Source organism: uncultured Porticoccus sp. (genome assembly GCF_963975625.1).
In the GTDB taxonomy this organism is placed as follows: domain Bacteria; phylum Pseudomonadota; class Gammaproteobacteria; order Pseudomonadales; family Porticoccaceae; genus Porticoccus.
Genome location: NZ_CAXBHS010000003.1, coordinates 53,139 through 78,196 on the forward strand (window position 1 = coordinate 53,139; position 25,058 = coordinate 78,196).

General features: G+C 55.3%; 21 protein-coding genes. 13 read left to right on the forward strand and 8 right to left on the reverse strand.

Annotated features, from left to right (window positions below; genetic code table 11):
- Positions 1 to 17: 17 nt before the first annotated feature.
- Positions 18 to 221 (forward strand): hypothetical protein, encoded by a 204-nt coding sequence (locus AACZ64_RS04130; protein ID WP_339639720.1) that lies wholly within the window; start codon positions 18 to 20, stop codon positions 219 to 221.
- Here AACZ64_RS04130 and AACZ64_RS04135 read toward each other — a convergent pair.
- Both AACZ64_RS04135 and AACZ64_RS04140 read right to left on the reverse strand, forming a co-directional pair.
- Positions 218 to 1,156 (reverse strand): response regulator transcription factor, encoded by a 939-nt coding sequence (locus AACZ64_RS04135; protein ID WP_293614627.1) that lies wholly within the window; start codon positions 1,154 to 1,156, stop codon positions 218 to 220. The genes AACZ64_RS04130 and AACZ64_RS04135 overlap by 4 nt on opposite strands.
- A gap of 13 nt (positions 1,157 to 1,169) precedes the next feature.
- On the reverse strand, positions 1,170 to 4,577 hold the full coding sequence (locus AACZ64_RS04140; protein ID WP_293614628.1) for an ATP-binding protein: 3,408 nt from the start codon (positions 4,575 to 4,577) through the stop codon (positions 1,170 to 1,172).
- Between the two features lie 349 nt (positions 4,578 to 4,926).
- Here AACZ64_RS04140 and AACZ64_RS04145 point away from each other — a divergent pair, with 349 nt between their 5' ends.
- The 7 genes from AACZ64_RS04145 (at position 4,927) to AACZ64_RS04175 (ending at position 11,951) form a co-directional block, all read left to right on the forward strand.
- On the forward strand, positions 4,927 to 5,070 hold the full coding sequence (locus tag AACZ64_RS04145) for a hypothetical protein (RefSeq protein ID WP_293614629.1): 144 nt from the start codon (positions 4,927 to 4,929) through the stop codon (positions 5,068 to 5,070).
- Between the two features lie 159 nt (positions 5,071 to 5,229).
- Complete coding sequence (gene miaE, locus AACZ64_RS04150; protein WP_293614630.1) at positions 5,230 to 5,895, forward strand: tRNA isopentenyl-2-thiomethyl-A-37 hydroxylase MiaE; 666 nt, start codon at positions 5,230 to 5,232, stop codon at positions 5,893 to 5,895.
- 76 nt (positions 5,896 to 5,971) lie between these two features.
- Entirely contained in the window at positions 5,972 to 7,603 is a 1,632-nt protein-coding gene (locus tag AACZ64_RS04155) for a tRNA-dihydrouridine synthase (RefSeq protein WP_293614631.1), read from the forward strand.
- A gap of 132 nt (positions 7,604 to 7,735) precedes the next feature.
- Positions 7,736 to 8,878 carry an efflux RND transporter periplasmic adaptor subunit gene (locus tag AACZ64_RS04160; protein WP_339639721.1) on the forward strand — a complete coding sequence of 381 codons (1,143 nt, stop codon included), beginning with the start codon at positions 7,736 to 7,738 and terminating at the stop codon, positions 8,876 to 8,878.
- Positions 8,871 to 9,575: an ABC transporter ATP-binding protein gene (locus tag AACZ64_RS04165; protein ID WP_293614633.1), complete on the forward strand. Its 705-nt coding sequence runs from the start codon at positions 8,871 to 8,873 to the stop codon at positions 9,573 to 9,575. Before AACZ64_RS04160 ends, AACZ64_RS04165 begins: the two co-directional genes overlap by 8 nt.
- Complete coding sequence (locus AACZ64_RS04170) at positions 9,514 to 10,758, forward strand: ABC transporter permease (RefSeq protein ID WP_293614634.1); 1,245 nt, start codon at positions 9,514 to 9,516, stop codon at positions 10,756 to 10,758. The genes AACZ64_RS04165 and AACZ64_RS04170 overlap by 62 nt, the downstream gene beginning before the upstream one ends.
- Positions 10,755 to 11,951, forward strand: a complete 1,197-nt coding sequence (locus AACZ64_RS04175) for an ABC transporter permease (protein WP_293614635.1) — start codon at positions 10,755 to 10,757, stop codon at positions 11,949 to 11,951. The genes AACZ64_RS04170 and AACZ64_RS04175 overlap by 4 nt, the downstream gene beginning before the upstream one ends.
- Before the next feature lie 28 nt (positions 11,952 to 11,979).
- Here the strand turns inward: AACZ64_RS04175 and AACZ64_RS04180 are convergent, their stop codons facing one another.
- The 3 genes from AACZ64_RS04180 to AACZ64_RS04190 form a co-directional block, all read right to left on the reverse strand.
- Complete coding sequence (locus AACZ64_RS04180; RefSeq protein WP_293614636.1) at positions 11,980 to 12,702, reverse strand: UDP-2,3-diacylglucosamine diphosphatase; 723 nt, start codon at positions 12,700 to 12,702, stop codon at positions 11,980 to 11,982.
- 30 nt (positions 12,703 to 12,732) lie between these two features.
- Positions 12,733 to 13,242 (reverse strand): peptidylprolyl isomerase, encoded by a 510-nt coding sequence (locus AACZ64_RS04185; protein WP_293614637.1) that lies wholly within the window; start codon positions 13,240 to 13,242, stop codon positions 12,733 to 12,735.
- 111 nt (positions 13,243 to 13,353) lie between these two features.
- Positions 13,354 to 14,253, reverse strand: a complete 900-nt coding sequence (locus tag AACZ64_RS04190; protein WP_293614638.1) for a DMT family transporter — start codon at positions 14,251 to 14,253, stop codon at positions 13,354 to 13,356.
- A 168-nt stretch (positions 14,254 to 14,421) separates the two neighbouring features.
- Between AACZ64_RS04190 and AACZ64_RS04195 the strand changes: the two genes are divergently transcribed.
- The 4 genes from AACZ64_RS04195 to AACZ64_RS04210 all read left to right on the forward strand — a co-directional run bounded on the left by AACZ64_RS04195 (position 14,422) and on the right by AACZ64_RS04210 (position 19,642).
- The gene (locus AACZ64_RS04195) at positions 14,422 to 16,092 is read left to right on the forward strand and encodes a glutamine--tRNA ligase/YqeY domain fusion protein (RefSeq protein WP_339639726.1); all 1,671 of its coding nucleotides are present in this window, start codon (positions 14,422 to 14,424) and stop codon (positions 16,090 to 16,092) included.
- A gap of 48 nt (positions 16,093 to 16,140) precedes the next feature.
- Entirely contained in the window at positions 16,141 to 17,538 is a 1,398-nt protein-coding gene (cysS, locus tag AACZ64_RS04200) for a cysteine--tRNA ligase (RefSeq protein WP_339639727.1), read from the forward strand.
- A gap of 58 nt (positions 17,539 to 17,596) precedes the next feature.
- Positions 17,597 to 18,478, forward strand: coding sequence for a radical SAM protein (locus AACZ64_RS04205; RefSeq protein WP_293614641.1), 882 nt, complete (start codon positions 17,597 to 17,599; stop codon positions 18,476 to 18,478).
- Between the two features lie 222 nt (positions 18,479 to 18,700).
- Positions 18,701 to 19,642 (forward strand): DNA cytosine methyltransferase, encoded by a 942-nt coding sequence (locus tag AACZ64_RS04210; protein ID WP_293614642.1) that lies wholly within the window; start codon positions 18,701 to 18,703, stop codon positions 19,640 to 19,642.
- Here AACZ64_RS04210 and AACZ64_RS04215 read toward each other — a convergent pair.
- Both AACZ64_RS04215 and AACZ64_RS04220 read right to left on the reverse strand, forming a co-directional pair.
- Positions 19,639 to 20,562 carry a hypothetical protein gene (locus tag AACZ64_RS04215; protein ID WP_293614643.1) on the reverse strand — a complete coding sequence of 308 codons (924 nt, stop codon included), beginning with the start codon at positions 20,560 to 20,562 and terminating at the stop codon, positions 19,639 to 19,641. The genes AACZ64_RS04210 and AACZ64_RS04215 overlap by 4 nt on opposite strands.
- Before the next feature lie 5 nt (positions 20,563 to 20,567).
- Complete coding sequence (locus tag AACZ64_RS04220) at positions 20,568 to 21,656, reverse strand: ParB N-terminal domain-containing protein (protein WP_293614644.1); 1,089 nt, start codon at positions 21,654 to 21,656, stop codon at positions 20,568 to 20,570.
- Positions 21,657 to 22,073: 417 nt separating this feature from the next.
- Here AACZ64_RS04220 and AACZ64_RS04225 point away from each other — a divergent pair, with 417 nt between their 5' ends.
- A complete protein-coding gene (locus AACZ64_RS04225; protein WP_293614645.1) occupies positions 22,074 to 23,537 on the forward strand; it encodes a hypothetical protein in 1,464 nt (487 codons plus the stop codon).
- A 672-nt stretch (positions 23,538 to 24,209) separates the two neighbouring features.
- On the opposite strand, the gene AACZ64_RS04230 is transcribed toward AACZ64_RS04225, so the two are convergent.
- The gene (locus tag AACZ64_RS04230; protein ID WP_293614646.1) at positions 24,210 to 24,716 is read right to left on the reverse strand and encodes a PEP-CTERM sorting domain-containing protein; all 507 of its coding nucleotides are present in this window, start codon (positions 24,714 to 24,716) and stop codon (positions 24,210 to 24,212) included.
- Between the last annotated feature and the right edge of the window lie 342 nt (positions 24,717 to 25,058).

The window sequence follows — 25,058 nt, forward strand, 5'->3', positions numbered from 1 at the left end:
AAAACAGGGGACTAATGATGCAAAGCAAGAAAGTTATTCACAGGTTTATTGCACTGCTGTTAAGTTTTTTTGCCACGCTGGCACTGGCTCATCCCGGTCACGGTGGCAATGGGGCGAGCCACGACCTGGAACATCTGATCTGGATGCTGGGTGGCCTGGTCATCTGTGTGGTCGCCGCGGTGTTTTATGCCAGGGACAGGGAAAAAGACGGCCGTTTCTAATACTGGTTGAGGAGGCGGATGGCAATGCCTGCCGCCGCAGTCCGGTTTTCCACGCCCAGTTTTGGGAATACCTGTTCCAGGTGCTTGTTGACGGTGCGCGGGCTGACGCCGAGGATTTCGCCTATTTCCCGGTTGGCCTTGCCGTTGGCGACCCAGTACAACACTTCTGCTTCCCGCTGGGTCAGGTGCAGCTTTTCCCGCAGCAGACTTTCACCGGCAGGCTGTGATTCATCAGACAGTTTTAACAACAGTTCGGCATCGCCGCGCTGCTCTACCAATTCCACTACCAATTCAGTATCCAGCTGGGACAGCTTTAAACACTGTCCCGCTGTGGGGCGACGGCTCAGCCAGTTGCGCAATAACTCCGCCAGTTGTCGCTGCTGCCATTCATCGGTGGCGCCAGCACGGGTGAACAGGGCGTAAGTCTGCGGGGTGGCCCAAAGAACATGGCCCATGTGGTCTGCGGTAAACAGGAACTGCCCGGTGGAGTCCAGTGCCTGGCTGACACTGTTGGTGAGGCGGGCATTGAGAAGGTGCACCCTCATTCTTGCCAGCATTTCTTCGGGGCGGACGGGTTTGGTGAGGTAGTCGACTCCGCCGACCTCCAAACCTCTGACGACGCTTTCCGTATCGGTCAGGCCGGTCATGAAGATCACCGGTATCCCCGATAATTGCGGGTCCGCCTTGAGTTGGCGGCAGGTTTCGAAGCCGTCCATTTGGGGCATCAGGGCATCCAGCAGAATCATGTCCGGTCGCAGGCGTCTGGCAATGGTCAGCGCCTGATGCCCCTCCAGTGCGACCAGCACATTGATACCGGCCTGCTCCAGGGTGTCATTAATCAGGCTGAGGGCATCCGGATTGTCGTCTACCACCAGTACGATGCCGCTGGAAAAGATGTTGTCGGTCGGATTGGTTCTGGTCTGGGTGCTGTTCATTCCGTTGTTTCCATCATTCCGTTGTTTTCATTATCGCGATGAGCCGATCAAAACGCATGTTGTGGATTAACTGTTGCAGGCCATTGAACGTGTCGAGATCGATCATGGCGTGGGATCTTATTTCATTCAGTTTTTCGTGGGCGCCTTTTTTGTAGCCGATTTTGGCGTAGGCAAGCAGCTCCTTGAAAAGGGGGTGTTGTGGCTGCTCGAGATTCAGTTCGAGCAGCGGGGGGTTGACGGTTCTGGTCTCCGGCAACAATTCCTCGCCAGTGCGCCACTCCAGTTTCAGGCACAGTGCCAGGGTATCGAGCAACTTCTGGTTGCTGACGGGCTTGACCAGGTAGGCATCGTGGTTGGTGGTATCGGAACTGTGGCGGTGGTGTTCGTGCGCATCCGCCGAGAGCATGACAATAGGTGCCTGCAGGCCCTGTTTACGCAACTGGTGAGCCAGTTCGAGGCCATCCATGCCCGGCATGGTGACGTCCAGCAGGAGCAGATCCGGGGCCAGGGTTTCCAGCATTTCCAGGCAGGTTTCGGCATCCTGGGCCTCCAGCACTTTGAAGCCCAGGGGGACAAGCAGGTCAAAGAGCAGTCCCCGGTGTATGGGTTCGTCGTCCACCACCAATACTGAGCGTGTGCTGCCCTGATAGCCGGTGATATTTTGCTGTGGCTGAATTTCCTCTGCAGCGCTGTCCACCCAGGACAGCATTAATGAGACGGTGAAACAGCTGCCCTGACCGGGGGTGCTGGTGATACTGAGGTCTCCCCCCATGATATCGGTGAGCAGTCGGGTGATGGTCAGGCCGAGCCCGGTGCCGGAGACCACTGGCACGTGGCTGTTGCGGACCCGTTCAAAAGGTTGCAGGATCCGCTCGAGATCCCTGCCATCAATGCCCACTCCCGTGTCAATAACGGAAAATTCCGCCACCTGATTGCGGTAGTGGATGTGGAGGTCCACCCGGCCTTTTTCGGTGTATTTGACGGCGTTGGACAATAGGTTGATGAGTATTTGCCGCAACCGTTTCTCATCGGCAATGACCGTTTTGGGGAGGCTGTTGTGAATATGATGGAAGAACTCGATGCCCTTGGCTTCGGCTTGTGGGCGGAACATTTCCACCATCTGATCAACCAGCTCCGGCAGTTTGACATGGTTGCGGTAGATATCCAGGCGGCCGGCCTCGATCTTGGAAATGTCCAGCAGACCTTCGATCAGGTCGTTGAGGTAGTCGCCGCTGCGCTTGATGATTTGCAGGGCGTTGCGGTGTTTAAAAACAATGGATTGGTCGCTGTTGAGTAATTGGGCATAGCCGAGAATCGACTGCAGCGGGGTGCGCAGTTCGTGGCTGATGCCAGTGAGGTAGCGGCTTTTGGCGCTGTTGGCGCTTTCCGCTTGTTCTTTTGCCTGTTGCAGGGCGCGATCTGTTTCCTGGTGAGCATCGATTTCATCCAGCAACAAGCGTGTCTGGCGGTTGGATTCCTGTTGTGCCACCACCCGGCTTTCGTGGTTGAGCAAAAACAGCCAGGTGATGACACCGGAAATGATCAGCAGGATAAAGAACAGGGTCCACAGGGCGTTGCCCAGCAATAACGCCTGAGTGTTCGTCACCGGCGCCATTTGCGCATAGACAAGTGCCATGATGCCCGCCAGCAGGCTGTTGACGCAGAACAACGTGGCCGTGAAGCGTCCCAGCCGTGATTCCGCCAGGCGCGCAACCCGTTCGGGAACGAATATCTGCAGAAAATCGACCAATTGCTTGGAGAAGCGGGCATCTGGCTTGCAGCTGTCCAGACAGCGTGCATCGAGGGAGCAGCACAGTGAACAAATCGGTCCCTGATACGCGGGGCAGTGACTCATGTCTTCCTGCTCGAACGGGTTTTCGCAGATACAACACTGTATTACCGGAGAGGCCGTCGGCATATCGGGCAACTCTGCCGGGCTGAAGGTGACGATGAGTCCGGATGATTGGCGGGCGAGATAGAAGCGGCTCCGGGTCAGGAGGGCCAGTAGTGGTACCAGCACAAAGCAGGTTCCCAGGCTGATGAAATGGGCGAGGTTCTTCACCGTCGCCCCGAAGAAACCCAGATAGCAGAGAATACCCATGATGGAGGCGGCCAGCATGGCGCCGGTGCCCACCGGATTGATGTCGTAGAGGTGGGCCCGTTTAAACTCCACATACGATGGGCTAAGGCCGAGGGGCTTGTTGATTAACAGGTCCGCAGACAGGCAGCCTAGCCAGCTAATGGCAATAATGGCAAACACGCCCAGGACGCTTTCCAGTGCCCGGTAAATACCCAGTTCCATCAGGATCAGGGCGATGGTGACATTAAAAACCAGCCACACCACCCGCCCCGGGTGGCTGTGGGTGAGACGGGAAAAGAAATTTGACCAGGCGATGGAACCGGCATAGGCGTTGGTGACATTGATCTTCATCTGCGAGACGATCACCATCAATCCGGCAAGCATCAGTGACAGGGTGGGGGAATCGGTCAGATAGTTAAACACCATCTGGTACATATAGGTGGGATCGGCAGCTTGTTCGGCGGGTACATTGGAGCTGATGGCGAGGTAAGCCAGGAACGAGCCGAACAACATCTTCAAAATGCCGATGAAAATCCAGCCGGGACCCGCCAGCACCAGCCAGAACCACCACCGAAAACGATTTTCAGGGGTCTTTTTGGGCATAAAGCGCAGGTAGTCCACCTGCTCGCCAATTTGCGCCACCATGGCAAAAAAGATTGATGCGGCCCCGCCAAAGAGAATCAGGTTGAGATGGTCGCTCCCGGGAAGATTGGCCGGGGTGTATTGGGTCCAGTCATGCACTTGCGCGATTTCATACCAGGCGACCACACCCAGGGCGAGACATTGCAGCAGCAGCCAGAAGGACTGGGTGCCCACCTGGAATTTGCTGATGGCTTTGATGCCGTGGGTGACAATAGGAATAACGGCCAGAGCGCAGATGATATAACCAATTGCCGGGGGAATCCCCAGTAGTGCGTGCAGCGCCGAAGCCAGGATGGCGGCCTCAATAGCAAAAAATATAAAGGTAAAAGAAGCGTAAATCAGTGAAGTAATGGTGGAGCCCAGATAACCAAATCCGGCGCCTCGGGTCAGCAGGTCGATATCGAGGCCGTGTTTGGCGGCGTAGTAGGTAATGTGCAAACCGGTGATAAAGATCACCACTGCCACGGTCAGCATGGCGGCAATGGTATTGGTGAAACCGTAACTGAGGGTCACCGAGGCGCTGATGGCCTCCAGGGCGAGAAAGGCGGTTGCCCCCAAGGCGGTCTTGGCAACATGGTCAATACTCCAGCGCCTTGCCCCCACAGCCGTAAACCGCAGGGCATAGTCCTCAAGTGTCTCGTCGCCCACCCACTGATTGTAGTGTCGGCGGACGCGAAAGATCTGTTGTGCTGGGCGCATCGTTTACGCTCGCTTGAGCTGTTTGGGGCAGGAACAAGGGGTATCGAAACGCACCGCTACCATGCCCCGGTCTCGTGGCGCTCCAAAACGGTGCGTTGTGCAGGAGCCGCAAGCAGCTTGGACCTTGATTTGAACTGGCTTGATTAAATTAAGCAAAAATCAGGCCAATGAGCATCAGTCCGATATGGTCATATTCTGGAGGCGGGAATTTGGATGGGAGGACGGTTTGTATTTAGGGTTTGACGACCACTGACCAGAACTCACCGTTTCAGATTTCGTGGTTTTTAAGCTAAGTTGGAAGTGGCCAACGAACAGGGTGTCGTCGTGACAATCTTGCCAGACAACGCTGATGGCTCAGTCACTGTCCACCATCCAAGGTGGCGACTCCGTCAGGGTAAAAGGCCCCGGGACCGCTGGCCAGCGGGTGCTGGTGTTCGACGGAGAGGTTCGTCAGGTACTGCTGACGTTACCGCAGGACTCTGTTGAGGTTTAACCTGTGTTGGTGAAATTTCACAGATTAAGTGGTACGGTTCGGTCGGTTAATTAGAGTTTAAATCCACCATGCCCAGCCCCAATAGTTTCACAGATTACCCGGTGGAATTTCACAAATTGCGCGGCGGGCTACAGATTCAAACACCAAAGGCACGTTGTTGTGGCAGTATCCGCGCTCGATGAAATTCAGGCTTTCTTACCCTGTCCGACCCCCGATAGCTGGGTCGAGGAAGCAGTGAAGCCGGAAAATCAGGCTGTTTTGCTGATAGATCATGCCAACTGCGAGAAGAAAGCCGCCAGCACGGCGTTAAACCTGATTTACCGCTACATCGACCATTTTGAGCTGCTCAACAAAATGTCACGGCTGGCCCGGGAGGAAATGCGCCATTTCGAGCAGGTGATTGCCATCATGCAAAAGCGGGGTATTCCATACAGCAATATCAGTGCATCCCGCTATGCTGCAGGGTTGAGGCAACGGGTGCGCACCCATGAACCGGCGAAATTGCTGGATACCCTGATTGTCGGTGCCTTTATCGAGGCCCGCTCCTGTGAACGTTTTGCCAGAGTGGCACCCTTCCTGGATCCCGAGCTGCAAAATTTTTACCAGTCGTTGCTCACCTCCGAGGGACGGCACTATCGGGATTATCTCGACCTCGCCCTCCAGGCTGGTGGTCCGAAAGAAGTGAACGATCGTCTCGCTGTTTTCCGGCGGGAAGAGCGGTCTCTGGTGGAAACGCCGGACAGTGAGTTCCGCTTTCATTCCGGTGCGCCTGTAACCTCGGACAGAGGGTTGTCCGAGGTTGTATCGATGGGTACTCTCGCGTAGTTGACGGGTGGATTTCAGTCCCGAGGACGTTTATCCTTCAGCTCCTTCCTTATTTCTCTCAGGTCAGTCCCTGTCAATGTCAAAAGTACCCTTTCTTACCAAGCAGATTACCGCCCCGTACACCATTCCTTCCGGTATTGTGACCACGGCCACATCCATTATTCAGCGTATTTTTGACACCATGCCCGAAGTCGGTGTTATCACGACAAAGAGTGTCGGTCTGACCCCGAGGTCCGGTTACCGGGAGCCCGTGATCAGCCAGTATGCGCCCGGTTGTTTCGTGAATGCGGTAGGACTCACCAATCCCGGTGCCGAACAGCTCGCTGCCCAGTTGGCAACCCTGCGGGTGCCGGAAGATCGCTTCCTGCTCACCTCCATTTTTGGCGGCAGTGTCGAAGAATTTGTTGAGGTAGCCAAAATTGTCGCCCCGGTATCCGATGGCCTGGAGCTGAACCTGTCCTGTCCCCACGCGAAGGGTTACGGCATGGCGATGGGCCAGGATCCCGAGCTGGTCCGCCAGATCACCGCAGCGGTCAAAGCTGTGGTCGATATCCCGGTGATCCCCAAGCTCACACCCAATACACCGAATATTGCTGAAATCGCCAGGGCAGCCGTGGCCGGTGGAGCCGATGCGCTCTGCGCGATCAATACAGTGGGGCCTGGTTACACTTCGTCCCACGGCCATCCGGTGCTGAGTCACGGTTCCGGCGGCATGTCCGGTAAGGGTGTTCTGCCTATCGGCCTGAAATGCGTGCGGGAAATGGCCGAGGCGGTGGATTGTCCCATCATCGGTTGCGGCGGCGTCAGCAGTGCTGATGATGTGCGGGCTTTCCGCGATGCCGGTGCCGATATTGTCGGTGTGGGTTCCGCGCTGATTAGCCTGACCACCGACGAAATGGGCGAGTACTTCCGTACCCTGGAGCGCGACATGGCGCAGGGCAGCAACGCTGCGGAGCAGATGATTCGTTACGATGTGGATATGCAGTTCCGCCCCGTGATACTGGTGTCCAACGAGCGGGTAACGGACGATATCTGCATCCTCACCTTTGACCGCAAGGTGGATGTACAGGCTGGTGAGTTTGTCTTTTTATGGATACCGGGGGTGGGTGAAAAACCGTTCTCGGCTCTCACCGACGACCCCTTCTCGCTGGCGGTGATTGATGTGGGGTTGTTTACCCACGAGTTGATGTCACTGCAGCCCGGCACTGAAGCTTATGTGCGCGGCCCCCACGGCACTCCTGTTGCCCCACCGGCCGGTGCCAAAATTGTCACCGTCAGCGGCGGCACCGGTCTCGCAGCGGTTTACCAACTGGCCCGGGATTTTCCCAACAGTGAAATTTTTACCGGCGCACGCACCGCGGAGCGCCTCTACTTTCTTGATGAATGCCGCAAGATTGCCCCGGTGCATGTTTCCACTGACGATGGCAGTGAAGGCTTTCACGGTTTTGTCACCGAATTGCTGCGGGAGTATTTACAGCAGTTGGCCCCGTCAGAACGAAAAAACCTCATTTTCTACAATTGCGGGCCGTCCCCTATGGTGCGCGCTGCTGTGGCCGTGGAAAGGGAGTTCTGTGGCGATGATCAAATCTTCAGTGCCATTGATTACCTGACCAAATGCGGCGTTGGCCTCTGTGGTGCCTGTGCCGCCCCGGACGGTCGAAGAATCTGCGTGGATGGCCCGTTCATGGACGGTGCTTCAGTAGTCTAATCAAAACGGCCTGCGGGCCGTTTTTTTTGCGGTATCATTTTTTTACAGATTGGCCGATACAGGTCAACGCGCATCCTGCACAACAAAGCTTATGATGCCTGGCGTAACTTCAACTTGCATGGGACGTTGCGGATGAAAAAAAGCCTAATCACGCTGGTCGTTCTGGCAGTTCTTGCCGCGCTCTTTTATTACTGGTCACGCCCTGAACCGGTCACTGTCACAGTTGTCCCGGTTGAGCGGGGTGTGGTGGAGCGCACTGTGGCCAATACCCGGGCCGGCACCGTCGAGGCCTGCCAGCGCTCCCGGCTGGCCCTGTCCATTGGCGGGCGCATCGACCGGTTGCTGGTGGACGAGGGGGATCAGGTTGTGGCCGGGCAACTGCTGATGGTGCTGTGGAACAAGGATCGCGAGGCGCAATTACAGGTGGCGCAAGCCTCCGAGCTGTCGGCCCAGCAGGAGCGCCAGAGTATCTGTATTTCCGCGCAATCCGATCTGCGCGAGGCGAGGCGACTGACTAACCTGGCGGAAAGGAATCTGGTGTCCGAGGAGTCGGCAGATCTGGCCGAATCCAGGGCCCAGGCCAGTTCTGCCAGTTGCGAGGCGGCCAAGGCTCGGGTGGTGCAGGCAGCCGCCGCAGTTTCCGCCGCCGCTGCCGTGCTGGAACAGACCTTCCTGCGGGCGCCCTTTGAAGGTGCCGTCGCCGAGGTGACCGGGGAGGTGGGAGAATATGCCACGCCGTCTCCGCCGGGCGTCATGACGCCGCCGGCCATCGATCTGCTCACCGATGACTGTCACTACATCAGTGCGCCCATCGACGAGGTGGACGCCTCGGATATCGCCCTGGGCCTACCGGTGCGAGTCACTCTGGATGCCTTCCGGGATCAGGTTTTCCCCGCCACCGTAAGGCGCATCTCGCCCTACATTCTCGATCAGGAAAAACAGGCCCGCACTGTGGAAGTGGAAGCGGAGCTGGAGCCACTGCCGGAAGATGTCAGATTGCTGGCCGGTTACAGCGCAGATATGGAAATCATTCTCGACAGCGGCGACAACGCTCTGCGCATTCCCTCGGAACTGGTGGTGGATGACGAGTATGTGCTGGTGGTGGACGACGAGGGTATTCTGCAACGCCGTCAGATTCGCAAGGGTTTGACCAACTGGCGCTATACCGAAGTGCTGGAGGGGTTGAAAGAGGGCGAGCTGATCGTCAGTAATATTGGCAGCGAGGGCGTCGAAGCGGGCGCTCCGGCAAAAACTGGCCGGACGGCCAATGATTGAACTGCAGGACGTCAACAAGACCTATCTGGTGGGTGAGTCGCCGCTTCGGGCGCTGCGGGATGTGAATATCACCATTGACGCCGGGGAGTACCTGTCGGTGATGGGGCCTTCCGGCTCGGGAAAGTCCACCCTGCTCAATATGGTTGGCCTGCTGGATCGCCCGGACAGCGGCAGCTATCGTCTGGAGGGAACCGCCACGGAAGAACTGGGCGAGGAGCTGCGGGCGCGGTTGCGCGCCGACTATGTCGGTTTCATCTTTCAGGCATTTCACCTGATCAACCGCCTGACCACTCTGGAAAATGTCGAGTTGCCCATGATGCTGTCGGGCATTGCCCCCAAAAAACGCCGCCAGAGTGCGCTGGATGTGCTGGAGCAGGTGGGTTTGGCGGATCGGGCCGGGCACCGGCCCAACCAGCTTTCCGGGGGACAGTTGCAGCGGGTGGCCATCGCCCGGGCCATTGTCATGAGACCGCGTATTCTGTTGGCGGACGAGCCCACCGGCAACCTGGATCAGGCGTCTGGTGCCGAGGTGGTGGAGGTGCTGGAAAACCTCAATCGCGAGGGTATCACCCTGCTGGTGGTGACCCACGACGCCCAGCTCGGAAAGCGGGCCCTGCGGCGCATCCGCATGGTGGATGGTCAGATCGAAACCGACACTGGTGACGGCAATGCGCCTGCTGGATCAACTGCACTTTAACGGTCAGCTCTTTTTGCGCCATCGGGTGCGCACCGTGCTGCTATTGCTCGCGGTGGGGCTGGGCGTTGCCTCGGTAATTATGCTCACCAGCCTGGGTGAAGGCGCCCGCCGCTACGTGGACCGGGAATTCTCAGCACTCGGCAATCAGTTGCTGATCATTCTGCCCGGCCGCAAGGAAACCACCGGCGGCGCGCCACCCATCTACGGCGCCGCGCCCCGGGACCTGACCCTGGAAGATGCCCGGGCCCTGGAGCGCCTGCCGGCAATCAGGGCGGTGGCGCCGGTGATTGCCGGCACTGCGCCGGTGACTCGGGGCAGTCGCTCCCGTGAGGTGATCGTGTTGGGCAGTACTTCGGCTATCTTTCAGGTGCGCAAGATGGATGTGGCCCAGGGAAAAATTCTGCCGGAGCGTGCACGCAGTGAGGCCCTGGCGGTGTGCGTGCTGGGTTCCAAGCTGAAACGGGAGCTGTTTGGCAACCGCCGCGCCATCGGCGAGTGGGTGCGGGCGGGCGATCGCCGCATGCGGGTGATCGGCGTGCTGGAGGAGCGCGGCGAATCCCTGGGGCTGGATCTGCGGGACATGATCATTGTGCCGGTGCGCACCGCCGAACAGATGTTCAACTCGCCGGGACTGTTCCGGGTGTTGCTGGAGCTGGATGCCAATGCCGATTTCGATCGAGTTGAAGAGCGGGTGCGCGGGGTGATCCGCGAGCGCCACGAAGGCGAGGATGACGTTACCCTGATCAGCCAGGACTCCATGCTCGCGGCCTTCAACAATATCCTCACCACCCTGACCCTGGCCATCGCCGCCATCGCGGCCGTCAGCCTGCTGGTGGCGGGCATCCTGATCATGAATATCAGCCTGATTTCCGTCAGCCAGCGGCGCCGGGAAATCGGTCTGTTGAAAGCATTGGGCGGCAGCAGCCGTCAGGTGAGGCAGCTGTTTCTCGGGGAATCCCTGCTGCTGGTGAGCCTGGGCTCTGTGGCCGGTGTTGTCGTGGCCTGGGGGGCTGTGCTGATTGTCGCCCGACTCTGGCCGGTCTTTCCCCTGGCGCCGCCCTGGTGGTCGGTGCCCGCGGCAGTGGCCACGGCACTGCTGTCGGGACTGGTGTTCTCGCTGATTCCGGCGCGGCGCGCGGCGGCTCTGGATCCGGTGCTGGCCATGCGGGGACAGAACCTGTGAATTTTCTCGACTACCTGCGCTGGATTTTCCGGGCCCTGTGGATGCAGCGTCTGCGATCCGTGCTGACCATTGTCGGTTTTGCCATCGGCATCGCCGCCATGGTGCTGCTGAGTTCTCTGGGTGAGGGGCTGCGGCAATTCGTGATCCAGGAGTTTACCCAGTTCGGCAGCCATATCGTCGCCATTACCCCGGGCAAGACCGAGACCTTTGGTATGGGCGGTATCCTCAACACCACCCGTCCGCTGTCGCTGGAGGACTCCGAGGCGCTGAAGCGCATCCCGGGGGTGGAACAGGTGGTGCCGGTGGTGTTCGGTACCGCGCAGATCAAGGCGGTGGGGCGCAGCCGCTACACCGACGTGGCCGGCGTTGGCGCCCTGGCGGACAAGGCCTGGAAACTGGAGGTGTCACAGGGTTCGTTCCTGCCCCAGGAAGACATTCAGCGGGCGCGGGCCTTTGCGGTACTGGGCAGCAAACTGAAACGGGAGTTGTTTGGCGGTGACAATCCCCTGGGAGAGTTTGTCCACATTGGCGGCAACCGTTTCCGGGTGATCGGCGTCATGGCGCCCAAAGGGCAGTTCCTCGGCGCCGACCTGGACGACATGATCTATATCCCCGCCAACAAGGGACTGCAGATATTCAACCGCGAAAGCCTCATGGAGGTGGACGTTTTCTACAGCCCCGCCGTGCCCACCGAGCGACTCACGGAAAACATCAGGCGGCTGTTGATCGAGCGCCACGGTTTCGAGGATTTCACCATCGTCACCCAGGATCAGATGATGGCGACCATGGACAATATCCTGCGCATCCTGAAATACGCCGGCGGCGGGCTGGGGGCGATTTCCCTGCTGGTGGGAGCCGTCGGCATCACCACCATCCTGATGATCACCGTGACCGAACGCACCTCCGAGGTGGGGTTGTTGCGGGCTCTGGGTAGCACCCGCAGTCAGGTTCGCAACCTGTTTCTGGGTGAGGCGGTAATGCTGGGGTTGGTGGGCGGGCTGGCCGGTGTGCTGGTGATTGCCCTGCTGGTGGTGGGCGTACGGCTGTTTGTGCCGGGACTGCCGGTGGCCCTGAAGGGGGAAATCGTATTGGTGGCGCTTTTGATGTCCATGCTGATCGGCCTGATGGCCGGTGTGCGACCGGCGCTGAACGCCACCCGGCTCAGCCCTATTGATGCGCTCAGGGCTGAATGATGCGCTCAGGGCTGAATAGGTTCCCGGCTCAGCTTTGTTCGATGGGAAAGGAAATCAGTTCCGGCGAGTGGTCTTCTTTGATGCGGATATACCAGCCCCGTTGATGCCAGTCACCCAGAACCAGCCGTTCACCAAAGGCCATATGGTGGTGATAGGGGCGGTGGGTGTGGCCGTGAATCATCAGTTTCACCTGGTACTGTGCCATCAGTTGCGCCACAGTCTCCTCCGACACATCCATGATATTGTCCGACTTGTTGGCGTTGGCTCGCATGCTCTTCTGCCGCCACTCCACCGCCATCTTCTGACGTTTTTTGAGCGGCAGGTGGCGCAACAGAAATTTCACCAGCGGATGGCGGTACTTGCGGCGAAATTTCTGATAGTCGGCATCGCCGGTACACAGGGTATCGCCATGCAGAAGCAGCACGCGCTGGCCGCCCAGCTCCGCCAGATGGTGGTCGGGCAGCAGGGTGGCTCCGCTTTCCCGGGCGAATTGTTTGCCGATCATGAAATCGCGATTGCCGTGGGTAAAGAACAGACTGACACCGCTATCGGACAGTTTTTTCAGCGCTGCAATCACCTGGCGGGCCAGTGGCGCGGGGTCGTCGTCTCCGATCCAGGCCTCAAACAGATCGCCGAGGATATACAGTGCCTCGACGTCGTCGGTCTGCTTTTCCAGAAAAGCAAAAAACGCCCGGGTTACCGCCGGGCGTTCTGGGGAGAGGTGCAGATCGGAAATCAGCAGTGTGGTCATCAGCACCACCTGCCGTGGCCGGGAGCGGCCTTATTTATCCGCGTAGGCATCGCTGACGGTGACCTTCTGGATTTCCACCGGATCCTTGGGCACATCCTGATGCATGCCGTGACGGCCAGTGGGCACACCCTTGATTTTGTTGACCACATCCATGCCATCGGTGACCCGGGCAAATACCGCATAGCCCCAACCCTGGGGGTTCTTGCCGCTGTGGTTGAGAAAAGTGTTGTCGGAAACGTTGATGAAGAACTGTGAACTGGCGGAATGGGGATCATTGGTCCGTGCCATCGCCAAGGTGCCGGTTTCATTGGCCAGACCGTTATCGGCCTCGTTCTGAATGGGATCGCGGGTGGGTTTGTTCTGCATATCGGCGGTCATGCCACCGCCCTGAATCATGAATCCGTCAATGACGCGATGGAAGACAGTTCCTTCATAGAAACCGTCGCGGCAGTACTGCAAAAAATTAGCGGAGGAAACCGGCGCATTATCGAAATCCAGCTCAAGGCTGACATCGCCGTAATTTGTGTGCAGTGTAATCATCTGTAGTGAACCCTGTGACTGTCAAAAGAGCTGCGTATATTACGTTTTTCAGGGTTGAATTTAAACCGCTTTGCAGCGGCCCGGCGGCAGTGCCCGGGCTTCACAGCAAATTCAGGGGGTGTGGGTGTCCTCCGGGCGCAGATGCGGGGTGATCGCCGGTTCCTCAATACGGGCCTGCCAACCCTGTATCGCTGCACACAACAGAATCAGGCTGATTCCGATCCACAGGCCCAGATTGGGGTAGAACTGCCAGAAGATTATATCCACGCCGAGCGCCATGATGATGGCCGTGTACTGAAACGGTGCCACGATCACCGGCTTGCCGACCCTGTAGGCCGCCACCATCATGATAAAACCAAATGCTCCGCCGCTGCCGGAGACCAGAACCATCAGCAGCGTTTTGTTGTCCAGGGCAATCCAGACTTCCTGCTGCCAGAAAAATGCCGCCAGCAAAAGTGGGATATAGATGTAATAGTTCATCGACCAGTCCGATTCGGTGCGGGACAGATAGCGCGACCAGAGAATCATGATGGCAAAGGCCAGGGGCAGGACCGTCAGCGCCAGATAGTGCCAGCCTGAATTGCTGACGTCCGGTTTCAGCACCAGGCAGACACCGATAAAACCGGTGATGGTGGCCAGCCATTGAATGGCATTGGCCCGCTCCTTCAGAATCAGTGGCGATATGGCCGAAATCAGGATTGGTGCACCCGCAGTGGCGGCACTCACTGCACTGATCGGAAAATGTTTGATGGCCACATAGTAGCCGAGGCTGATCACGGTAAAGAACAGGCTGCGCAACAGTTGGTGCACAGGTTTGCTGACATGCAGGGTTCGCAGGCGGCCGGTGGCCAGAATAAACACCGTCAGTACCAGCAATGAAGCGGCGGTGCGCAGGCAGATCATCTGGCCGAGGGGTATTGTTTCCAGCAGGCGCTTCGCCACCGAGTCGCCCACCAGGAAAAACATCAGGCACAGCTGCAGGTAGAGAATGGCTCGGAGATTGGGATGCATGGCAGGAATAGGGTTAACTCACGGCTCGATTCTGGTGTTTTGCAGAGGATTCATACAGGGCGGAAGCTGAAGAATCCCGGACGGTTGGTGATCAGTTGTTTATACAGGCTTCCCCGGAGGCTATAATCCGGCTCTTTTTTGCGGAGGATGGCCCGGCGGGGCTGCAGTATGGCAGACGATAATAAACCGCTCAATTTTATTCAGCAGTTGATCTCCCGGGAGCTGGCCGATGGCTCGGTGACCAGCGTGGTGACCCGTTTCCCACCGGAACCCAACGGTTACCTGCACCTCGGGCACGCCAAATCCATCTGCCTGAACTTTGGGCTGGCGGAGCAGTTCGGTGGCGCGTGCAACCTCCGTTTTGACGATACCAATCCGGAAAAAGAAGAGGACGAGTACGTCAAGGCGATTATCGACGACGTGCGCTGGCTGGGTTTTCAGTGGGATGGTGAGGTGCGCTATGCCTCAGATTATTTCGAGCAGTTGTACCTGTGGGCCCAGTACCTGATTCGGGAGGGCAAGGCCTTTGTCTGCGAGCTGAATGGCGAGCAGATGCGCGAATACCGTGGCACCCTCACCGAGCCGGGCAAAAACAGCCCCTGGCGGGATCGTTCCGTTGAAGACAATCTGGTACTGCTGGAACAGATGAAAACCGGTGCCATTGACGAGGGTCGCATGACCCTGCGGGCCAAGATTGACATGGCCTCGCCCAATATCAACCTGCGCGACCCGGTGTTGTACCGGGTCAAGAAAAGATCCCATCACCGCACCGGCGATACCTGGAACATCTACCCCTCCTACGATTTCGCCCACGGTCAGGAAGATGCGATCGAGGGGGTGACCCACTCCATCTGCACACTGGAATTCGCCGCCAACCGACCGCTGTACGAGTGGTTTATCGACAATCTGCCGGTGCCGTCAAAGCCGCGTCAGTTCGAGTTCGGCCGGCTCAATCTGAATTACAGCATTACCAGCAAACGCAAGCTCAAACAGCTGGTGGATGAGGGCCATGTCAGCGGTTGGAATGATCCGCGTATGCCGACGCTCTCCGGTCTGCGCCGTCGGGGCGTAACCCCCCGGGCAATTCGCAATTTCTGTGACAGCCTGGCAGTGGCCAAGACTGACGGTGTGGTGGACATGGCCCAGTTCGAGCACTTTATCCGCGACGATCTCAACGATAATGCCCCGCGGGCCATGTGTGTTCTGCATCCCCTGAAAGTGACCCTCACCAATGTGCCCGAGGGCGAGGTGGATATGCGCACGGTGGCCGGTCATCCCAATCGCGATGATCTCGGCGAGCGCCAATTGCCCTTTACCCGGGAAATCTATATCGACCGCGAGGATTTCAACGAAGACAGCAGCCTGTCCCGCAAGAAATTCAAGCGGCTGGTGCCCGGCGAGTGGGTGCGGCTGCGCGGTGCCTGTGTCATTCAGGCCAATGAGGTGGTGAAGGATGACCGCGGTGAGATCGTCGAGATTCTGGCGGAAATGATTCCCGGCACCCACGGCGAAGACCCGCCCGAGGGCATTCGTCCCCGCGGTGTGGTTCACTGGGTATCCGCGACGGAGTGCGTAGACTGTGAAGTGCGGCTCTATGACCGGCTGTTCAGCGATCCGGCGCCGGATGCGGGCGATCGCAACTTCCTCGACTTCATCAACCCGGCATCGCTGACGGTATTGTCCGGTTGCAAGGTCGAAATCGGTCTTGCGGAGGCCGTTGCAGGGGATAACTATCAGTTCGAGCGGGAAGGTTATTTCTGTCGGGATACGGAAGCCGGTAGCGAGAATACCCTGGTGTTTAACCGCACCATCGAACTCAGGGATAACTGGAAAAGCTGACCGTCGGGGTCCAACTGAAGACCCCGCTTATTGATAAGACAAGGCACTATGGCACTGACTCTATACAACACTCTGACCCGGCAGAAAGAAGTCTTCAAACCCATCGAGGCGGGCAAGATTCGCATGTACGTCTGCGGTATCACCGTTTACGACTACTGCCATATCGGTCACGCCCGGGTACTGGTGGCGTTTGACGTGATCACCCGCTACCTGAGAACCCGGGGCTGGGACGTCACCTACGTCCGCAACATTACCGACATCGACGACAAGATTCTCAACCGCGCCAACGACAATGGCGAACCCTACATGGCGCTCACCGAACGGATGATCGACGCCATGCACGGCGACGAGGATGCTCTCGGCGTGTTGCGGCCCGACCTGGAACCCCGCGCTACCGCCTATATGGACGATATTCTCGCCATGGTGCAGATTCTGGTGGACAACCACTACGCTTATGCCGCCGACAATGGCGATGTCTACTACCGGGTCAGCCGGTTTGCCGACTACGGCAAACTCAGTGGTCGCAACCCCGAAGACCTGCTGGCCGGTGCCCGCGTCGAGGTGGACGAAGCCAAGGAAGACCCGCGCGATTTTGCGCTCTGGAAAAGTGCCAAACCCGGCGAAGTGAGTTGGGAATCTCCCTGGGGACCCGGTCGTCCCGGCTGGCATATTGAGTGCTCTGCCATGTCCACCTGCTGTCTGGGAGATACCTTCGATATCCACGGTGGCGGGCCGGATCTGCCGTTTCCTCACCACGAAAACGAAATCGCCCAGAGCGAAGCCGCCACCGGTAAAAAATACGTGCATTACTGGATGCACGCCGGTGCGGTGCGGGTGGACAACGAGAAAATGTCCAAGTCACTGAACAATTTCTTCACCATCCGCGAAGTGCTGAAAAAATATCATCCGGAAGTGGTGCGCTACTTCCTGCTGTCCAGTCACTACCGCAGTCCCATCAATTATTCCGAAGAGAATCTGATCGAGGCCAAGGGCGGCCTCGACCGTTTCTACACCGCGTTGCTTCCCTTTACCGAAGTGGCTCCCGCAGCTCTCGATACACTGCACGCCAGTGACTACTACCGCCGTTTTGTCGAATCCATGGATGACGACTTCAACACCCGCGATGCACTGGCCGCCATGTATGACCTGGTGCGGGACATGAACACCTGTGCCAAAACCGACCCGGCTCAGGCGGCGAAACTGGCCGCCGAGTTAAAAGCGTTGGGCGGTGTGTTTGGTATATTCACGGTGGAACCCAAAACCTTTCTGCAGGGAATCGCCAGCGATGGCCCGGACGCCGAACAAATCGAAACACTGATTGCCGAGCGCGTCGCTGCCAAGAAAAATCGTGACTTCGCCCGCGCCGACCAGATTCGCGACGATCTGCTCGCACAAGGTGTGGTGCTGGAAGATTCTCGAGAAGGCACCACATGGAGAAGGGAGTAAGTATCCTAAAGGGGTTCAGTTAAAAGCTAACTTTCCCGCAAGAGGGTAAGATAGGCTGATGAACTACGTAGAACCCCTTTTTCGTCCCCCCAGCGAGGCCCGCTCGCTGATCCTGCAGGTCACCAACGGCTGTTCCTGGAACCGCTGCACCTTCTGCGAGATGTACACCGCCCCGCAGAAAAAATTCAGCGTCAAACCCCAGTCGGAGATTGAACAGGAACTGCAACAGGTGGCCAGCAGCGGCTACCCCGTGCGCCGGGTATTTCTGGCCGACGGCGACGCCATGACATTGTCCTTCCGCCGCCTAAGGGAGCTTCTGCTGGCCATCCGCCAGTACCTGCCGGATGTGCAGCGCATCTCCTCCTACTGCCTGCCCAGCAACATGAAAAACAAATCCGTGGATGAACTGGCGGAGCTGCAACAGCTCGGCCTCAGCCTGATGTACGTGGGTTGTGAGTCCGGCGACGATCTGGTGCTGGAAAAAATCGACAAGGGCGAAAACTACGCCTCATCACTGGATGCCCTGCACAAAATCAAACAGGCCGGCATGAAAAGCTCGGTGATGATCCTCAATGGACTCGGCGGGCAACAATACACCGAGCAGCACGCCATCAACTCCGCGAAATTAATGAACGAGGCCCAGCCGGAATTTCTTTCAACTTTGGTAGTGAGTTTCCCCGGAGGCATTGAACGGTTTCAGCAAGGTTTTGGCGGTGAATTCCAACCGCTGACGCAGCAGCAACTGTTTCAGGAAATGGAAATTCTGCTGGATACCCTGGAGCTGGAGCGCACCGTATTCCGCAGCGACCACGCCTCCAACTATCTGGTCCTGAAAGGCACCCTTAACCGCGATAAAGCACAGTTGTTGCAGCAGGTACGCACCGCTATCCAGCGGCCCGGCGTGATTCCATTAAGGGAGGAGTGGCAGCGGGGACTGTAATGCACATTTAATGATGAGTGGTCAGATTTGTTATTTGAAAAAATGGGCTTGAATGCCATGATCTTGCGAGTAGAGAGGCGATACACTAGATGTTAACCTATCCTTTTTGATTGTCATGATCCACCTCTGCTTTTTACATCAACATATAGGATGTAAAGATAGAAGGCTATTAGGAGCTAATAGGGCTCATACATCGATTTATTTATATAGTGGGCAAATGTAATGACTAAGGCAGTTTCGTTATTCACTGGCTGTGGTGGCTCTGACGCTGGCATTATTAAAGCTGGTTTTGATGTTGTGCTAGCCAATGATATTTTGCCTTATGCACGAGACGTATATCTGGCAAACCACCCGGAAACTGAATACGTATTAGGTAGTGTTACCGATATAGAAACTTTCCCTAATGCTGAATTGCTTCTTGGCTGCTATCCATGCCAAGGATTTAGTCAAGGTGGTGTGCGAGATCCATCACGGCGTATTAATACGCTATATCTTGAGTTTTCTCGTGCTCTTAACCAAATCCAGCCAAAAGCTTTTGTAGTTGAAAATGTATCAGGGATGGTACGCAAAAACTTTAAACATTTACTAGAAGATCAGTTTCGCGTATTTGAAGAGGCAGGGTACAGAGTCAAGGCAGAAGTTTTAACAGCTTCTGATTATGGTGTTGCTCAGGATCGCAAAAGGATCTTTATCGTCGGTCTGCGAAATGATCTTGGCCTTGAGTATCATTTTCCCAAACCAACCCATGGGGAAAATGCCAGCCTAGACAAAGTTACCATACGTGATGTTATTGGTCATTTACCTGAGTGGCCAGAAGGGGAATTTTACGATCTCGATTTTCATTGGTATTACATGTCTAGAGACCGTTACAAGGCATGGGATCAACAATCTAGAACAATAGTAGCTAATCCTCGCCATATGCCGTTACACCCATCTAGCCCACCAATGATCAAGTATGAGCATAATGATTGGCGCTTTGAATATGATGGTAATGCACGCCGGTTCAGCTATCGGGAAGCTGCTGCTATCCAAGGGTTTAAAGACCTGATCTTCCCCGACAGTCCGGCAGGCACATTAAATATGCGCTATACGGTCGTTGGTAATGCCGTACCGCCTCCTCTTTTTGAGGCAGTAGTTAAAGCATTACCGGATATGTGGGGTTAGTTATATACAACATCCATTACTGTATCGAGTAGATCCAGATTTGGAAGCTCATTATGCAGCTCGTACTCGTCCGCAAGCCTAATTAACCGAAGCCGATCAACAAAGATTGCTTGCCCTATATCACTTTCATACGCCCATCCCCCATCTGATTCACGTAAGTCAAGAGGCAGAAAATAGTAAGTCGCCCATGGGTGCATGACAGGAAAGTGCGGATAATGTTTAGCGGGTGACGCTTCAAGTTGCTTGAAATCCCACTGGTTTTTTGAACAGCCACATTGAGCAAAAGCTATAGGTATCCCCTTGCGGCTATCAGCCATTGGATGCCAAGAAATCAGATCGATACCTCCATCGCCTCGATCATTTTTCTTAAAATCACGCTCTTTAAAATTAGCTTTACATCGTATGTCATTGGCAATGAGCTGCATCTTTTCAAATAGTGTACCTTGGTATGGAGCTTCCTCTCCTCCACCGGCCCAAGTTGCCCTTGTTTCTGCTCCTTGCGGCATAAGCCTCTGAAAAATCTTAAAGCACGCTTTCTCAAAATACCTAGCTAAATCTGCCCGACAGTCACTAGGGATGTGGCGCATAAGTGAAGCAAGCAGAAAGTTTAAATAAGTAACTTGCTCTTTCTTCTCAGGGTCAAAAGTTAACGCCAGGGTGTCGCCATCCTCACTTACCTGAAACGGGTATGCTCCTGAAAACTCATGGGAGCGTACGTTGGCAAAAGAAGTTATGTCCCGCCAACGTTCTTCTGCAGAAAATGTACGTACGTTAGTATCTCTTAAACGATTTTGTAAACTATACAGATCACCATACGAGAAACATTTATCTGGATGGATTAAAGCACGCAGCTCGATAAAATCAGTCCAGAATAACTGATCCGACTTATCTGGTGGTATCTCAAGTGCAAGAAGTAACATTTGCCCTAGTCCTCTAATTTATCCCTTAGATGATTTCTAATATCACGCGCACTATTTGCAAGTTTCTCAGCAAGTGAAAGATGCGAATGATTAAGAGGATCAACTTTTAATAACAGTTTCCATGAACTCTCCGCTTTACTTATAGCAGATTGAAGGGCGTTATTTAGTGCCTCTTGAGGGCCGTCGCTATACAGGAATGCCTCATCAAGAATGGACGTCTCTTTAAGTACATTAACTGCAGCCTGATCAGAAACGACAGCAGCAATTTCGGATAGTCTTCTAGATTCACCAATAATGGTCCGTCCCTGTTGATCCTTTACAAACATCCATGAAAAAAGACTTTTCAAGTTTTCTTCATTTAGGCTACCAGGTTCAAGATCATTTTTACTTTCTAACCCTAGCCAATCAGTTATTCTTTTATAATTCAACGCTGTCGTTATGTAAGAAAAAACAACATCTTTAGCTGTCATTTGAAGATCAAAAAAACTTTTCCTTTCGGCGTGTAAATATAGATTTAGAGCAGTCAACAGCTGAGCTACATAATCGCTTCTGCTGCCAATATCTTTTGCAAGATCTCGCATTTGGTTATCAATCGTTTCTTCAGCATAGAATTCGGTGCGAATCTTTGCGAGGTATTTAGCCTTAGAAAGAGAGTCCCACTCCTTGATTCCAGTGATGTGACGGTATCCAAGATATCGTAGAACGTCTCGGCGCTCAGGATAAATAATGCAGGGAAGTTCAAAAGGTGGTTCGACTATTGTCTCTTCGACAATTTGTTTAACACTGTTAGTCCTTTTGGGTGGAGGAGTAATCTCACCATTGAGAAGCTTTACTGCTGCTAAGCGCCTGTTACCCTCAACAACAATGAACTTATCATTCTCCCTCGTCACCAACAAAGGCTCACCTTCGAAATACCCTTTTTGACCGATTGAACGCATCAGGTCTGCTACACCTTCATCATCAAACATATCCTCAATAAGATCTTCCTGAGAATGTTCATTGTTTAATCTATAAAAACGTGGGTTATCTGAGTCGAAACCAAGTTCGGTAGTTAATATTTTCTGAACGGGTGGGGGAGCTATATTGTCTTCCATCTTCTCGGTCACTCCACAAAGTAAGCTGCAGTCCACGTAGCAAAATGCTATTCGTAGATTAAAATATGACTAAGGAAGGATTATAACTTATATACGTAGTCCTGCGCGGCAAAGCCCCAGGACATCAAAAAATAGGTCGTAACGATTATTTTTTGACCATATCTACTGACCCTCTGTTTGTCCCACTTAACTCACACCACAGGCAGTATGGGCTGCCACGACCCCTTTAATTTCTAGTCTTACGAAGTTCAGGTCATTGCGATATTGATTGCCGGTGGATTTTCCCTCGCAGCCATCGCGTTGTGCCCGGTTTCTGAAACGCCGTGGCCCATATCCCTGTCATACAAGATTCATCGGGTTGTCACGATAGACCTCTAGCATCAGTCCTGATGTTAATGATCAGTCTTGGAGGCATACGTGAAAAATACCCATAAATTGGTGCTGGCTGCAGCACTGGCCTGGTCCGGCGTGCCAGCAATGGCGGAGCAATGCATTGAAGGTGGCACTGTCGATTCCCCGACGCTGACCTGCACCGCGGCAGACAGTGGCAATATTGACGACGACCGAAACAATCTGTCAGTGACCGTCGAAATCGATGCGCAAATCGTCCGTACGGAAGGACGTCCGGTGCAATTGGGCGGGTCGGATCAGTCGGTCGACAACCAGGGCCTGATCGAAAGCGGCGACGATGATGCGATCCGGGGCACAGGTGCTAACCTGACGGTCGACAATTCCGGCACTATCCGTGGCAGTGACCGGGGTATCCGCCTTCAGGACGATGCTGACAATTTCACCCTGATCAACCGGGAAAGCGGTGAAATCCTCGCACGCAATCAGGCTGTCCGATTGGACAATGGTGACGAACTGGAAAACGCTAATATCACCAATTATGGCCTGATCGAAAGCACCGAGGGCCGCGCCATCCAGAGTCGCGGACCGGGCGGCACCGTGATTAACCACGGCACACTGCGGGGCGGTGAGGAAGTGGTCGAAGCGCGTGAGGACTTCACCATTGAGAACCGTGGCACCATTGCCCTCCGCGGGCTGGAGTGGAACGCGACGACTCGCAGTTGGTCCATAGATGGCTCGATGGCGACCGACGACGAAGACGGTGTGCAATTCGCCAGCGGGACGGCGGATAACCATGGCGTGATTCTCGGCACCGATGACGGGATCGACATTGACGAGGGGCGGGTGCACAACCATGCCACTGGTGTGATTGTGTCCACCGGATCCGCGAGTGATTCAATGGATGGCGGCAGCGGCATCGACGTGGATACATTATTTGAGCCTACGCAGGGCGATGTCCGCCCCGCCGGCCCACTGACCATCATCAACGAAGGCTATATCGAAGGTGTCCGCGCCATCGGCACGGATGAGGCCAGCACCTCCGAGATCACCATCGAGAACAGCGGCACCCTGCGGGGTCGGTCCGGCACCGCCATCCAGCTTGCCCCCGAACAGGGCGATAGCAGTCTGCTGGTCTCGGGCGACAGCAAGATCTTCGGCGATGTGATCTTTGGTGCGGGCGACGACCTGCTAACCGTGGAGGGGTTGACCTCGGGCCTGCTGATTAACGGCATCTTCGACGGCGGCGCAGGCAACAACAGCGTTTTTTTGAACGACTACCTGCTGTCCGACCTGCTCTCATTCGAGATTACCGACGATCTGATCAATCTCTCCCTCGCTATCCTGAATAACCAGGTGCTCTCAGGGCAGTTCATAAATTTTGCTACATGGACCTTTTCCTCTGATGGCCCTTTTTCCACTGAAGATCTTGCAAGCCGGTTTGCGACCCCAGTGCCAACACCCGCGATACTGCCCCTTTTCCTCCTTGGGCTCGCCGGGATCTGGGCCAGTCGAGCTCGTCTTTTGAAGTAGCCGTTGAGGCAGGGGCTTCTACTCTCGAGCAAGAAACCCGGGTCCTGGTTGAACTTAAAAATATGGTTTTCTCAACCTGTTGAGTACGGTTTAACAAAGGGCCCGGCATCCATTTTGATTGGCGTAGAGCCCATGCCATCGTACTGTTTTGTCGGCGCGCTGCACCGATAAATCACTCACTGCGACCCACCTTGTCTGCTTCACAATATAGAAGTGCATTTAAATGTACGCAGGTAATTCCCACGTCAAGAGTTCACTCAGGTAAAGATATCCGCCCGCTTTCTGTGTTTCTGGCGGGTGTCTCCATATTTGTAAAGCAGATCCATGAAACCTGCCATCTTATGGTGTTAACACAGAGAGCGCGCGGAGTTGCTGTGCTGGTGGACGTCCGGAAATCTGGGAGGATGCGAGGGCGGCTGGCGCTGCTGGAGGAGCTTTATAAAGCCGAAGAGCAGGTTGCCAATGGGAATGTATTACTAATGAAGGCACAAAATCACGAGTTTTGAATAGGCTGCTGGCCGACTTCCCTGAAAGTGGACGCATTGCTCCTGATGTGGACGCGTTGCATTAGAAATTAGAATAAAAAAGCCCCGCGATGCGGGGCGGACTTCAATATGAAGCAAGCTGTACTGCCCAGGGTTACCCCCTGGGCGAAACCCGGGTGGTTCCTGTTCAGCGTGCGGCGAGTTTGGCTCTCAGGCTCAGGGCCGCCAGGCCAATGCCCAACAGCAGCAAGGTGCCGGGTGCGGGCACAGTGCCGCCGGGAGTTTGCTCAATCATAAAGGCATAGTTGATGTATCCGCCACCCTGGCCGTTGTCTCTGACCCAGGCGGTGGTGTCACCATTAATATCGTAGATGCCGTTGTTGTTGGAATCTACCCGGTAGCTTTCGCCGAACAGGTCGACCCCGATATAGATCTGGTCAAGCCATACCATGTTGTTGATGGCCAGGGGATCTGTGCTCACAGTTGAAATCGCGTAATTGCTAAAGCTGCCACCAAACAGCAGCGCGGCAACTTCCTGGCCGGTGTAGGTTGGCGTTGTGAAGTCACTCCAGCTCGGGCCGTCGGCATTGTAGGTGTCCCAGCTGCCGACATAAATGGGTGCTGCGTACAGGGAGCTGCTGAATACCAGCGCAAATATGGCGGCGCACTTTCCCAGGAATTTCTTTGTAATCATGTTGTTCTCCAAATTTTACTGCCAGTTAGGTGGTCTTCGTTGCAGTGTCCTGACACTGCCAGGTGACGCCAACGTTTTGTAGTTTGTCTAACACACAATCATAAGCATAAAGTGTGCCATATTTTTATCTTATTAAATTACAATAAGTTAATGGGGGCTTTGAGTGTAGATGCTGGCTGACTGTAAATTATTTTGACAGTAAGCCGGGGAAGCACGTGATGCCAATTTTTAGAAGATGAAAGAATTGGTAACAACTGAGAATTAATTAAAGGGGGCGGTGAGAATTCAAATCTAAAGGGGCATCACAATTATTTATTAACCATTTATTGTTATCTGTTTTCA